Below are 11,932 nucleotides of genomic sequence, written 5' to 3'. Positions count from 1 at the left end.
GTGGCACCCCGGAACCGCTTCGGTACGAACTGTGAGGCTCGCCATGCACAGCCCGTGACGAATCGGTCGAGGCCGATCAGCTTCCCCCTCGCCCGAGACCGGTGCCACCCGCCGAACGCCGGGCGGATTCCGTCAATCAGTAGTTCCTGCCGCGCCTGCGGGCCGGTCAACCTCCTCGGAGACCGTCGATCCCGTCGAGCCGGCGACGCCGACGGCGTGCCCAGAGAACCACCGGAACGGCGATGCCGCTCAGCACCACGACAAGCGGGATCGCCGGCACCAGGATGAGCGGCCGGGCCGGAAACGGTGCCGGCTGGCGGGCCGGGCCGCCGAACCGGCCCGACTCCAGCAGCTCGCGTGGTACGTCCATCGCCAGCACCTCGCCGGGCGAGTCGACCAGCACCTCCGAGCCACCGCCGGGACGCAGCGCGACCAGCGTCGCGTCACCCACCTCCCACCAGGTGTCCGTGCTGCCGTCGTCGTCCGCGGTCTGCCAGCTGCCTGCCTCGGGCTGGTAGGTCAGCACGACCAGGTCGGTGCCGAGACGCCAGCCGAGTGCGCGGACGGCCAGCGCGGTGACCGGTCCGAACGTCGGGCCGTCGGCGTCAAGCCCACTCGCCGAGTCGAGGTAACCGAACCGCCAGGTCCGGGCGGCCAGCGCGGTGGTGTCGCATTCGTGCCGGCAGCCGTCGAGGGTCACGGTGGCGATCCGCCGGCCGTCCGGGCTGAATGCTCCCAGTCCGGCCAGATACCGCCCCGGCCCGAGATCCCGGGTCCAGGCCACCGTGCCGGTTCGGTCGACCAGGCTCACCCGGCTGCCCTGGCTGACCGCGATCCGGGCGCTGTCGGAGGAGAAGGCGGCCAGTGAGGCGGTCCGCAGCCCCGACCGGTTCTCCAACCCGTCGACCAGCACCCGGTTGACGCCGGTGGTCAGGTCGTGCAGTACCAGCCGGGTGGGAGTGATTCCCTCTCCGGTGACCGGGTCGATCCCGATCGGCTGCGCCGGCCGGTGGGTGGCGAGCACCGCGCCGCCGTCCGGGGCCCAGGCAACCGGTTCGCCACAGCAGGTTCCTCCGTCCGGGGCGGCGATCGTACGGTTCTGCCCGGTGGTCAGGTCGGTGACCACCAACCAGCCGTCGGCGGCCCCGGGGAGGAAGTGCTGGACGACCGACCGGCCGTCCGGCGAGATGAGAACCCCCTCCCCGGCGACGGTTTCCCCGCCGCCGTACAGCAGCATCCGGTACGCACCGTCCCTGCCGACCGCCGCCACCTTGCCCTCGTGGTCGAAGGGATCGGCGCCGTGTAACCCCAATCCGTCACCGCTGAACAGCAGCGTCGCCGATCCGGGGGGATCCTGTCCGACGCTGGCCTGCCACATCCACGGGGTCCACACCCTGGCCGGCACGGCCGCCTCGCCCCCGAACGGTTGGGCCGGTGGGCGGTACCACGGCGCCGGCAGGGTGAGGCAGACCGCCACCGCCACCACCGCGGTCAGCCGGGTCACCGTTCGCAACCGGTCGCGCCGACGCATCCGTCGCCCGGCCCGCCACACGTCGTCGACCGGTGGCGGTGACATCTGGTCGGCGAGTTCCGCCAGCGCCGCCCGTAGATTCTCCGTCACCGCTTCCCCTTCCCGATGGTCGGCCGCGCCGACGCCGGGCCACTGGCGACCGGTCCCGGACCGACCAGGTCGGCGAGTTCGGGAGCGAGCGTCCGCAGTCGGGCCAGCGCGTCCCGGGTCTGGCTCTTGACCGTCGACACCGAGCAGCCGAGCGCGTCGGCGGCCTCAGCCTCGGTCAGGTCCTCGAAGTAGCGCAGTACCAGCACGGCACGCTGTTTCGGGGCGAGTCGCCGCAGCGCGTCACGGATCATCAGCGTTCCCGCGAGTCCCGCCGTGCTGTCCGGAGCCGCCACCTCGGGCGGCTGGGCACGCAGGTCGACCTCCCGCCACCGGCGCCGCCACATCGAGACGTGCTGGGTGTACAGGGTCCGCCGGACGTACGCGTCGGGGTCGCCCCGGGAAACCAGCCGCTCCCAGTGCCGCGCCACCCGTACCAGGGTGAGCTGCACCAGGTCCTCGGCCAGGTGTCGGTCGCCGGTCAACAGGTACGCCGCGCGGGACAGCGCCGCGACCCGGCCCGAGACGTACTCCCGGAAGGATTCCTCTGGATCCACACCCACCTCCTGACCATCACCACGCTCAGGGTTGCCGGCTCGGGTGGGTGTACGCCGAAACTTTCCCTACGGTCAGGACGGCGCCGGCTCTCGGGTGGATGTCGACCGCTCGGCAAGCTGTAGGAGGTCGGTCACCTCGAAGTCGGACAGCGTCAACTCCCGGGCATGCCGCGCTCCGGACAGCGGAAAGTTGCCACCGATCTCGTCGGGCTGCCAGCCCTGGCCGAGGGCGTAGTCGATCACCGCACGGACGTCCTTCGGCTCCGGGTACGCCCCGTCGGTCGCCGCCGGGTCACCCCAGGCCGACCGTGCTGCCCGGGACAGCAGATCGACCTGCAACATTCGGCTGTTCTTTCCCGCGCCCCAGACCCGGAGCCGGATACACCGGCGCAGCCCCTGCCCGGTCCGGACATGATCGATCCGCGCGTTCCACGCGAACTGCCGGTCGTGGGCGTACAGCTTCCGCAGTCTCGACTTCATCCCTGCCCCCTGTCCGGATGCCACCGCAGACGGGCTCGATGGTCGCAGGAGCGGGTACGACGCGCCAGCCGATTCCGGTACGGCCGCAGTCCCCTCCCGGCTTCGCGCCATTGCGCGGGCGCCCGCGGACCTACCCCGTCCGGCTCGGGTTCACTTGCCCGAGGACGGCGTCCACGGCAACACCGAGGATCGGGCACCGGTGCCCGCCGACGGGGCAGCGCCGTTGAACAGGCGGGGTCGAGTGCTCTCGCCCGTACCCGGGATGGTGGTGGCCGTACCCGGATCGCCGGTCCCGGTCGGGGCCGTCGGGTCTGCGTAGCTGCGGGGCAGACCCGCCGGTTCCGATCGGGACCGGAACCGTCCGCTTCCGCCGCTCGGGGCCAACCGAGGGCCGGCCGGTGGGGCTCGGCCCGGCGTCCCGCGGGTCAACTGACGGCGGCGACGCCGGCACCGTCCTCCCTGGTCACCGTGGCCTGGGCGCCGACGGCATTGAGCCGGAGTTCCAGGAGCCGCATCTCGATCTCCGTCCCGGTCACCCCGGTCCGAACCAGACGCTCGGCCAGCGCGGGTACGTCGGCCAGCGTGGCGCCGTCCTTCCGGAGCGCGGCCATCAGGCTCACCCGGGGCAGTTCCGGGGTCGGCGCGAGGCGCAGCCGGAACAGCCCGCACTGGCGGATCAGCGCGGACCGCACCGAGGGTGGCGACTCGTCCCAGCCGAACTCCTCTTCCCCGTCCCCGCAGCCCGGACACGATCCGAGGATCGTCCACTGCAACCGGTCCTGGACCAGCGCCTCCCAGGCCCGGCAGGACTGAAGACCGCCGCAGGACCGGCACCGCTGAGGAAGGGTTGCCTCCCACACCTGATCCGTTCTCATCCAGCCGCCCCTTCCGTACCCCGTCCCCCGGTCGTCCCGAAAGCTCCTCGTCGCTGTTCAGTTCCCTCGACCCGGGGAAGCTATTCCCCATCGACAGAAGTGGTTCCCGCCCGGCGTCCCCGGGCGGAGAACTCGACGATCACGACGCCGGGACGGCGGTACGACAGTGCGGTGTCGGCGACGGCCGGACGGGGTTCATCCCCGGCCGACCCGCGCCCCGGCCACGTAGTCGACGACGCTGGCGATGATGGCGGGATCGCGCAGGATGCGCCGGTGTCCGAGCCCCTCGGACACCAGCAGTTCGGCCTCGGGCCAGGCCGCCGCCAGCGCCTCACCGTCGGTGAACCGGACCTGCCTGTCGGCACGGTCGTGTACGACGAACACCGGCGGCAGCTGCGTCTGCCCCGCCACCCGGGCCCGGACGTCGAACTCCGGCATCCGCCGGCCGACCCGCCGCTCGAGGCGGTGGAGGAAGCCGGTCCGGATCCGCTCACCGAAGCCGAGCGCTCGGGCGAAGTCCGAGGTGTAGGCGATCGGGTCGGCCATCGCCGAGATCAGGACCAGCCGCTCGGCGGGCAGGCCGTCCAGGGCTGCGATCGCGGTGGCGGCGCCGCCGAGGGAGTGTCCGATGACGGTGTGCGCCGGTCCACCGATCCGGACCACCGCCTCCAGCGCGTCGACGAACTCCGGCAGCAGCCCTCTCCGTGGCCCGTACGCGCCGGGCGCCGAGTCGCCGTGGCTGGGGGCGTCGAAGGCGATGACCCGGTGTCCCGCCGCCACGAGCGGGGCGACGAAGCCCGTGAACTGGCCTCGCCAACCGCCCCAGCCGTGCATCAGGTACACGACCGGACCGGCGCCCCAGGCCTCGGCGACGACCGTACGGCCGTGCACCGGAACGGTGAAGCGCTCCCCGGCCACCTCGGGTGGATGTACCGCGCCACGCGGGACGGTGCACCAGATCCGCTCGGCCAGCACCGCCCCCGGCCCGGGCGCCACCCGCTCCAGGACACCGAAGGTCAATCGAAGCCCACCCATGATTGCAGTACGAACGATCGTGCTTTTTTTACTATGCCAAGCGGCCATGTCGCTCCATCCTCAGGGGCTCGTCAGATCCGGGCGTTGTCCAGCAGCGCGTCGACGGCCCGATGACTCCGGGACGCGGCTGCGGGATCGTTCATCAGGCGGTGCGCGTGGAAGAACCCGAGCATGACGCCGTACAGGTCGTGGGCGAACTGCTCGGGATCGGCGTCGGGCCGGAACTCGCCCTCGCTGATCCCGGTCCGGAACATCTGGGCGATCGACTCCATCAGGTCCCGGTGGTCCCGGACGAGCTGGTCCCGGACCGGTCCGGGCTGGTCGTCGAACTCGGTGTCGGCGGAGACGAAGAGACAACCCGGCTCCCGCTCCAGGCTGCACTCGAGCCAGCGATCCACCATCGTCCGGACCCGCCGCTCACCCCGGGGCGCGGCCAGCGCCGGATGGATGACCGTTTCGATGAAGCTCTCCCGGGCGTACGCCAGGACCTCCATCTGGAGTGCCTCCTTCGAGCGGAAATGCCCGAACAGCCCGCTCTTGGACATCTCCACCTGGCTGGCCAGGGAGCCGATGGTGAGCCCGGCCAGCCCGAGCCGGCCGGCGATCTCGGTCGCCGTCGCGAGCACGGTCTGCTTGGTCAGCTCACCCTTCCCCACGCCCCTATCTTCCGCACGATCGTTCGGATCGTCAACTCCGGGCGGTAAGGAAGGGCCCCTTCCTATCGTTTTCTGTAGAAGAAGGGCCCCTTCCTAACGCCCCCCGGCCCGCGACGGAGGGCCTGCGGTCGCCGCTTGTCTGGCCCGAGACTGGTGTTCAGCGCATCACGGGTTCATCGGGTGGTAGCGATCGCACCTCGGGGTTGTGGCGACCGGCGAGGTGACTGATGCCAGTGATGGTGGCAGCGATCACCGTGATGAGGACTGCCAGTGGTAGCGGCTGACGGTCGAAGTGCTGCATCGCCGTGTTGGAGAGCAGCGGGTCGGGGATGAGCCATCCGGCGATGAAGCCGGTGAGTCCGACGCCGATGATGACGGCGGGCCGGTGGCGGCGGACCGCGACGGCGGCTCCGACAGCGGCGGTGGCGGCGGTGAGGATCCCGATGACCGTCGGCACGGCGTCGGGAACGTACACGCCGTGGCGTCCCCATTCTCCGGTGCCCTTCCAGGCGAGGATCCCGAGCGGGACGAGGGCCCACCAGAACAGGCGCGGCCGGGGCGCGGTCCACCGCTCGCGGTCAGCGATCGCGAGCAGGACGAAGATCAAGACCGGTGCGGCGTACGCGAAGAGCTGTTGGCCGGGGTTGATTCCGATGCCGGCACCGTTGAGTACGTCGATGACGAACCAACCAACGGTGGCCGTCAGGAAGATTGCTTGCAGGGTGAGGGCGGTCCGGGTCGCGCCGCACAGCCAGGCGATCAGCGGCGCGAGGGGCAGCAGGCCGAGAACGGCTATCTGCGGCCAACTGGAGATGATGCCCGGCATGTCGGTGGCGAGGACGGCGCCGGTGAACAGGTCCAGGGTGTCACCGGCGGGCTGGGTACCGGCGGCGACGAGCAGGGCACTGAGTCCAGTGGTGAGGGCCGCCGTGGTGACGGGCGTCGTGAGTCGCAGCCGGATCGCCAGGGCGATGATGTGCAGTGTCTCGTGCCGGCTCGGGTGTCGGCGGCCATGGTCGAGGTCCAGCAGCAGTCCGAGCAGTTCCTCGCCGCGGGCGGCGCGGTGCGTGGCTGGCAGTAGGCGCAGCAGCCGTCGGTATCGTCGCTCCAGGGGGCTCATGTCCGGGTTCATCCGCTGGTCCCAAGGCGCGGGGTGTTGCGGGCGGCGCGCTTGTCGAGGCGCTCCTCGGCGAGCCGGACCGCGGTGGCCATCCGCCGGCTCTCAGCGCGGATGGCGTCCGCCCCGGTGTCGGTCAGTCGGTAGAAACGCCGCAGCCGGCCCTTCTCCACCTCGTCGTGGTCGGGGGCGATGAGCCCCTGGGTGACCAGGCGGTCGAGGGCCCCGTAGAGGGTGCCAGCGCGTAACCGGATCCTGCCGTCGGTCATCTCGTCGACCTCCGTCACCACGCCGTAGCCGTGCCGGGGTTGGTCGGCGAGGGCGGAGAGGATCAGGAACGTCTGCTCACTGATTTCCATGCACTATATATATCGTGCTGCGATATATATAGCAACGACTGCGCAGGCCGCCGACCAGGGCAACACCACCCTCAATCAGATCCGCGCAGCCATGGAGAACACGGAGCAGGTCCTCGCCCGTCTTCGGGCGGTCGCAGCCGGCACCAACCACGCCAGGATCGCGGAGGCGATCCAGCGTGCCGAGCAGCGTCAGCAACGCCTGGCCGAAGCGGCGACCCTCATCCAGGGCAGTGCCGCCGCCGCCCGCGAATACGCCGGCGTCCTCGGCTAGCCGACGGTCCGGTGTGGATGTCCGAGACGGTGGCGATCCGCGACGGCACAACGGACCGGGGCGACCGGTGGACATCACCGTACGCCCACTCGGTTCTCGGGAGGTTGTGTCACCCGCCGAGCACGCTGGTCAGGGCACCGGCGAGTACGGCATCGAACCGGTCCCGGGGCTTGTCGCCGGACGGGATGGCGGCGAGCAGGGCGGTGATCCGGGGGTGGTCCCCCGCGCTGGCCACGTGCTGCAGATACCTGAACTGCCGCCCGGTGTCGGGCCCGGTGGCGGCGAGTTCGTTCTGGACGAACAGTGCGGTCAGCGCGTTCAGCAGAGCGAATGCCTCAAGCTTCCGGGCGGGTTCGGCCGGATGGTCGGCGAGTACGTCGAGCACCTGCTCCAGCAGGCCGATCCCGTGCGGGCCGAGGGTGGGGCGGGTGATGACCAGGGTCGGCAGCCAGGGGTGGCGTCGCATGATCCGGCGGGCCTGGTGGGCGATCGCGAGCAGGTCGGCCTGCCAGTCGCCGCTGGGGGCGGGTAGGTCGTACTCGCCCGCGACGCTGTCGGTCATCAGGTCGAGCAGGTCGTCGCGGGTGGCCACGTAGCGATAGAGGGAAGCGGCGCCAGTGCCCAGGGCGGCGGCGACGCGACGCATCGAGACAGCCTCGAGACCCTCCCGGTCGGCCACCTTCAGCGCGGCAGTGGTGATCTCGACGCGGCTGCGCTCGGCCGGGCGCCCGACCCGCGCCTGCTCCGGCCGCATCCAGATCATCGATTGCTGCTGTTCCGGCACGGGCTCCTCCATCGCTTGGCGACAGCCTACCCCTTGGCGTACGCTGTTCGCGAACGCCGTACGCGAAAGAGGAGGGCGCCATGACACGCTTTGCCCGCAACGGCGAGATTCAGCTCGCCTTCGAGGACCTGGGCGGCGTGGGCGGTGACCCGCTGCTGTTGGTCATGGGACTGGGCGCCTCACGGTTCTGGTGGCCCGGTGGGCTGGTGGACGAGTTGGTACGTCACGGGTTCCACGTCGTGGCCTACGACCAGCGCGACGCGGGCGAGTCCACCCACCTGCCCGACCAGCGCACCGGCTCGCCGATCCGTGCCCTACTGCGCCGCGCGGCCCCCGCGTACAGCGCCGAGGATTTGACCGACGACGCGGTTGCCGTACTGGACGCCCTGGGCTGGCCACGCGCCCACCTCTTCGGCCATTCCATGGGCGGGCTCGTGGCGCAGCGCACCGCGATCCGCCATCCGGAGCGGGTGCTGACCGTCACCACCTCCTCGGCCGTGCCCAGCGACGCGAAGGGCCTGGGTGTGCTGCGCTACCTGCGCCTGGGAACGGTGGCCCACTTCGCCCGGCTGCGCGCCCCCGACACCCCGCAGGGCCACCTGGCCATGGCCGTGGCCGTCGCCCGGATCCTGGCGCCGGGCCAACAGATCGACGAGCGGGACGTACGCGAGTTCGTGGACAGGGAGGCCGCGCACCAGGTCACCAGCCTGCGTGACGCCAAGGCGCAGAGCCGGCAGATCGGCGCGAAGTGGCACGGCGGCCCGCTCGCCCGGATCACCGCACCGACCCTGGTGCTGCACGGCGATCGCGACCCGTTACTGCGGTCGACGGCCCCACGGGACATCGCCGCCGCCGTCCCCGCCGCCCGGCTACGCCTTCTGTCCGGCGTCGGCCACTTCATCTCCCGCGACGTTTGGCCCACCTACGCCAAGGAGATCCGCGCGCTCGCCGACCACGCCGACGAGTAGCCGCCCACCAGGCGCCGGACCGGGTAGCAGCCGGCCGCACCGCCCCGACGCTCGGGGTGGTCGTCCCGCACGGTCGGCGAATTCTCGCGGGACGACCACCTCGATGCGCGTGGTGTGCCGGACGGCACCGGGGCGGTCGCCCGAGACGACCCGACCTCCCTCGCCGGATCAGCGCCGGGTCGGCACCGGCGTCAGGTCCTGGTGCCGGACCGTGTAGTCGCCGCGCGTCACCGGGGCGAACGGGCCGGGGCCCATGCAGGTACCGATCCTCCCCTCGCCCCACTCCCCCGCCTCGTTCTGGTCCGCGTTCACCACGGACCAGGAGAAGCCCACCCGGTCGGTACCGCGCCGCCCCGTGTCGGACACGCTGAAGCCGAGCCGCTTTCCGACCTGCTCCTGCGCGGGCTCGTCCGCCTCGGTGACGACCGCCGTCAGCGTTGCCACACCGGGTCCCGTCGCCAGGCAGTCGACCCGCGCGACCATCCGGACGGTGATGCCCGCGTCGGCCACCAGGTGTGAGATGCGTACGGTCCCCACCGCATCGGTGGGCAGCCCGTCGGGAGCCCCCGGAAACGGTCGGCTGTACGGCGCCGCCGTGGCGTCGAACGTGAACGCCCGGACGTCACTGTCCGGCCAGTACGTCAGCCGGACCTCCGCCGAGCCCGTCACCCGGGCCAGCGGTCCGGGGCGGGAAGCGGGTGCCGCCGACGCCACCGATCCACTCAACACCATGCCGGCCGCGACCGCCGCCGCGCCGATCCGGTACACCGTTGCCTTCATCCTGTCCTCCTCGATCGTCGCCCGTCCGGGCGTTCCGGAGGTTCACGATGCCCGCGCCGCCGCCGCACCACCTCCCTCTGGCGAGCCAGCGCCTCCCCCCTGGCGAGCCAGCGCCTCCCCTCGGTCGAGGTAGCGTCTCCCCTAAGTCCAAGTAGGACAGTCGACCTGACGGCCGCGTCGATCTTCGGCATGGTCCACGGTGGCTTGATCGACTCCGGGAACCAGAAATCACGGCTATAGCCGGACATATAGCCCGCGGGGGAGCGCTCTCACGAAGGAACCCTTACGGTTTAACATTGACGTCGTCTTATGGACCTGGGAAAGATCTGTCCTGGCGCGTACCCGATTGGTTTTGGAGGGCACGACATGCGTCCACACCCGCGAACCCGAACATCACTGATATCCCTGCTCACCGCCCTGCTGGTCGCCTCGTTGCTACCCGCCGCCGCCGTGTCGGCGGCCCCCGCCGGGACCGCCTCCGGCAACGGCAACGGCGCCGGCAAGCCCGCGTACCTGAACGCCAAGCTGCCGATCGACCGCCGGGTCGGTGACCTGCTCGGCCGGATGACCCTGGCGGAGAAGGTCGGCCAGATGGCCCAGGCCGAGCGGATCGCGGTGGACGCCGACCCGACCCTGGTCGCCCAGTGGCAACTGGGATCGCTGCTCTCCGGTGGCGGCTCCACCCCGACCCCGAACACCCCCGAAGCCTGGGTGTCCATGGTCAACAAGTTCCAGCGGCAGGCCATGAGCACCCGGCTGGGCATCCCGATCATCTACGGGGTCGATGCGGTGCACGGGCACGCCAACGTGTACGGCGCCACCGTCTTCCCGCACAACATCGGACTCGGCGCGACCCGTGATCCCGAACTCGTCCGGCAGATCGGCCGGGCCACCGGTGAGGAAGTGAAGGCCACCGGCGTACCGTGGAACTTCGCCCCCTGCCTCTGCGTCGCCCGTGACGAGCGCTGGGGCCGGACGTACGAGAGCTTCAGCGAGGACCCCGCGTTGGTCGGCGAGATGGGCACCTACATCGACGGGCTGCGCGACGCCGGCGTACTCGCCACGATCAAGCACTTCGCCGGTGACGGCGACACCGAGTACGACCAGGCCGCCGCCGACGCCAACGAGAGCCTGCCGCCCGGTTCCCAGAAGTACGTCATCGACCAGGGCGTCACGGTGACCAGCCGGGCCGACTTCGCCCGGATCAACCTCGCCCCCTACTGGACCGCGCTGCGCCGGCACGACGTCGACAGCGTGATGCCGTCGTTCTCCAGTGTGGACTGGATCGAGGACGGCGTCGGCAACCCGCTGAAGATGCACGCCCACAAGGAACTGCTCACCGACGTACTCAAGGGTGCGCAGCGGTTCAAGGGGTTCGTCATCTCCGATTGGGAGGGCATCCACCAGATTCCCGACCCGAACGAGCCGACCGTCGCCGGGCTCACCGCCTACAAGGTGCGGACCGCGGTGAACGCCGGCATCGACATGTCCATGTCGCCGAACAACGCCAAACTCTTCATCGACCTGCTGATCGCCGAGGCCCGGGCGGGCCGGGTCAGCCAGGCCCGGATCGACGACGCGGTACGCCGGATCCTGCGGGCCAAGTTCGAACTCGGCCTCTTCGAGCGTCCGTACGCCTCGGCGGAGAACGTCGACGAGGTCGGCAGCCCGGAGCACCGCGCGCTCGCCCGCCGGGCCGTCGCTCAGTCGCAGGTGCTGCTGAAGAACGACGACCGGGCCCTGCCGCTGCGCAAGGACGCCAAGGTGTACGTCGCCGGGCGCAACGCCGACGACATCGGCAACCAGGCCGGTGGCTGGACCATCACCTGGCAGGGCGTCTCCGGCGACACCATCCCGGGTACGACCATCCTGGAGGGCATCCGTGAGGTGGCCCCGCGCGCCACGGTGACGTACAGCGCCGACGGGTCCGCGCCGACCGCCGGCTCGGACGTCGCGGTCGTGGTGGTCGGCGAGACGCCGTACACCGAGGGATTCGGCGACGTCGGCGGGCCGGAGTGCACCTGGTGCTCGACGCCGCAGCAGGAGGCGAAGTCGCTCTCCCTCCAGCCCGGCGACCAGGCCGTGATCGACAAGGTCTGCGGGGAGATCGACACCTGCGTCGTGCTCGTCGTCTCCGGCCGGCCGCAGGTGCTCACCGACCAGCTCGGCCAGATGGACGCGCTGGTCGCATCCTGGCTGCCCGGCAGCGAGGGCGCCGGCGTCGCCGACGTCCTGTTCGGCAGGCGCCCGTTCACCGGCAAGCTCTCGATGAGCTGGCCGCGCAGCGAGGCACAGGTACCGATCAACGTCGGTGACCGGAACTACCGTCCGCTGTTCCCCTACGGGTACGGGCTGCGTACCCGCTGACATAGTTCCGTCGCCGCCGTCGGCACCCCCGGGACCGGGTGCCGGCGGCGGCGACACCGTTCGCA

13 protein-coding genes are annotated in these 11,932 nt (G+C 71.1%); 3 read left to right on the top strand and 10 right to left on the bottom strand.

Translation table 11 applies throughout. From position 1 onward, the window contains the following. Positions 1–166: 166 nt before the first annotated feature. The 8 genes from H4W31_RS18975 to H4W31_RS18940 form a co-directional block, all read right to left on the bottom strand. Positions 167–1,621, bottom strand: coding sequence for a WD40 repeat domain-containing protein (locus H4W31_RS18975; RefSeq protein ID WP_192767881.1), 1,455 nt, complete (start codon positions 1,619–1,621; stop codon positions 167–169). Further along, positions 1,618–2,175: a SigE family RNA polymerase sigma factor gene (locus tag H4W31_RS18970; RefSeq protein ID WP_192767880.1), complete on the bottom strand. Its 558-nt coding sequence runs from the start codon at positions 2,173–2,175 to the stop codon at positions 1,618–1,620. Before H4W31_RS18970 ends, H4W31_RS18975 begins: the two co-directional genes overlap by 4 nt. A 72-nt stretch (positions 2,176–2,247) precedes the next feature. Continuing rightward, positions 2,248–2,655 carry an integrase gene (locus tag H4W31_RS18965; RefSeq protein ID WP_192767879.1) on the bottom strand — a complete coding sequence of 136 codons (408 nt, stop codon included), beginning with the start codon at positions 2,653–2,655 and terminating at the stop codon, positions 2,248–2,250. Between the two features lie 425 nt (positions 2,656–3,080). Next, positions 3,081–3,530, bottom strand: a complete 450-nt coding sequence (locus tag H4W31_RS18960; RefSeq protein ID WP_192767878.1) for a hypothetical protein — start codon at positions 3,528–3,530, stop codon at positions 3,081–3,083. Between the two features lie 195 nt (positions 3,531–3,725). Continuing rightward, entirely contained in the window at positions 3,726–4,565 is an 840-nt protein-coding gene (locus H4W31_RS18955; RefSeq protein ID WP_225945585.1) for an alpha/beta fold hydrolase, read from the bottom strand. 71 nt (positions 4,566–4,636) lie between these two features. Further along, a complete protein-coding gene (locus H4W31_RS18950) occupies positions 4,637–5,221 on the bottom strand; it encodes a TetR/AcrR family transcriptional regulator (RefSeq protein ID WP_192767876.1) in 585 nt (194 codons plus the stop codon). 157 nt (positions 5,222–5,378) lie between these two features. Further along, entirely contained in the window at positions 5,379–6,341 is a 963-nt protein-coding gene (locus H4W31_RS18945) for a hypothetical protein (RefSeq protein WP_192767875.1), read from the bottom strand. An 8-nt stretch (positions 6,342–6,349) separates the two neighbouring features. Beyond that, positions 6,350–6,697: a PadR family transcriptional regulator gene (locus H4W31_RS18940; RefSeq protein WP_192767874.1), complete on the bottom strand. Its 348-nt coding sequence runs from the start codon at positions 6,695–6,697 to the stop codon at positions 6,350–6,352. On the opposite strand from H4W31_RS18940, the gene H4W31_RS18935 reads away from it, so the two are divergent. Continuing rightward, a complete protein-coding gene (locus H4W31_RS18935) occupies positions 6,696–6,968 on the top strand; it encodes a hypothetical protein (RefSeq protein WP_192767873.1) in 273 nt (90 codons plus the stop codon). The genes H4W31_RS18940 and H4W31_RS18935 overlap by 2 nt on opposite strands. A gap of 109 nt (positions 6,969–7,077) precedes the next feature. Here the strand turns inward: H4W31_RS18935 and H4W31_RS18930 are convergent, their stop codons facing one another. Continuing rightward, positions 7,078–7,752 carry a TetR/AcrR family transcriptional regulator gene (locus H4W31_RS18930; protein ID WP_318783266.1) on the bottom strand — a complete coding sequence of 225 codons (675 nt, stop codon included), beginning with the start codon at positions 7,750–7,752 and terminating at the stop codon, positions 7,078–7,080. 80 nt (positions 7,753–7,832) lie between these two features. Here H4W31_RS18930 and H4W31_RS18925 point away from each other — a divergent pair, with 80 nt between their 5' ends. Then, complete coding sequence (locus H4W31_RS18925) at positions 7,833–8,720, top strand: alpha/beta fold hydrolase (protein WP_192767871.1); 888 nt, start codon at positions 7,833–7,835, stop codon at positions 8,718–8,720. Positions 8,721–8,888: 168 nt separating this feature from the next. Here H4W31_RS18925 and H4W31_RS18920 read toward each other — a convergent pair whose 3' ends face one another. Beyond that, positions 8,889–9,500 (bottom strand): hypothetical protein, encoded by a 612-nt coding sequence (locus H4W31_RS18920; protein WP_192767870.1) that lies wholly within the window; start codon positions 9,498–9,500, stop codon positions 8,889–8,891. Between the two features lie 366 nt (positions 9,501–9,866). Between H4W31_RS18920 and H4W31_RS18915 the strand changes: the two genes are divergently transcribed. Continuing rightward, positions 9,867–11,867 (top strand): glycoside hydrolase family 3 protein, encoded by a 2,001-nt coding sequence (locus tag H4W31_RS18915; protein ID WP_192767869.1) that lies wholly within the window; start codon positions 9,867–9,869, stop codon positions 11,865–11,867. Positions 11,868–11,932: the final 65 nt, after the last annotated feature.

This window comes from Plantactinospora soyae, assembly GCF_014874095.1.
In the GTDB taxonomy this organism is placed as follows: Bacteria; Actinomycetota; Actinomycetes; order Mycobacteriales; family Micromonosporaceae; genus Plantactinospora; species Plantactinospora soyae.
Note: the sequence above shows the minus strand (reverse complement) of the source record. Positions and strands in the feature narration are given on the sequence as shown.

What these genes read in the sequence shown, in the direction of transcription:
- H4W31_RS18935 (WP_192767873.1), top strand. Translation starts at nt 6,696, where the DNA reads ATGCACTATATATATCGTGCTGCGATATATATAGCAACGACTGCGCAG.
- H4W31_RS18965 (WP_192767879.1), bottom strand. Translation starts at nt 2,655, where the DNA reads ATGAAGTCGAGACTGCGGAAGCTGTACGCCCACGACCGGCAGTTCGCG.
- H4W31_RS18920 (WP_192767870.1), bottom strand. Translation starts at nt 9,500, where the DNA reads ATGAAGGCAACGGTGTACCGGATCGGCGCGGCGGCGGTCGCGGCCGGC.
- H4W31_RS18915 (WP_192767869.1), top strand. Translation starts at nt 9,867, where the DNA reads ATGCGTCCACACCCGCGAACCCGAACATCACTGATATCCCTGCTCACC.
- H4W31_RS18955 (WP_225945585.1), bottom strand. Translation starts at nt 4,565, where the DNA reads ATGGGTGGGCTTCGATTGACCTTCGGTGTCCTGGAGCGGGTGGCGCCC.
- H4W31_RS18945 (WP_192767875.1), bottom strand. Translation starts at nt 6,341, where the DNA reads ATGAGCCCCCTGGAGCGACGATACCGACGGCTGCTGCGCCTACTGCCA.
- H4W31_RS18960 (WP_192767878.1), bottom strand. Translation starts at nt 3,530, where the DNA reads ATGAGAACGGATCAGGTGTGGGAGGCAACCCTTCCTCAGCGGTGCCGG.
- H4W31_RS18925 (WP_192767871.1), top strand. Translation starts at nt 7,833, where the DNA reads ATGACACGCTTTGCCCGCAACGGCGAGATTCAGCTCGCCTTCGAGGAC.
- H4W31_RS18940 (WP_192767874.1), bottom strand. Translation starts at nt 6,697, where the DNA reads ATGGAAATCAGTGAGCAGACGTTCCTGATCCTCTCCGCCCTCGCCGAC.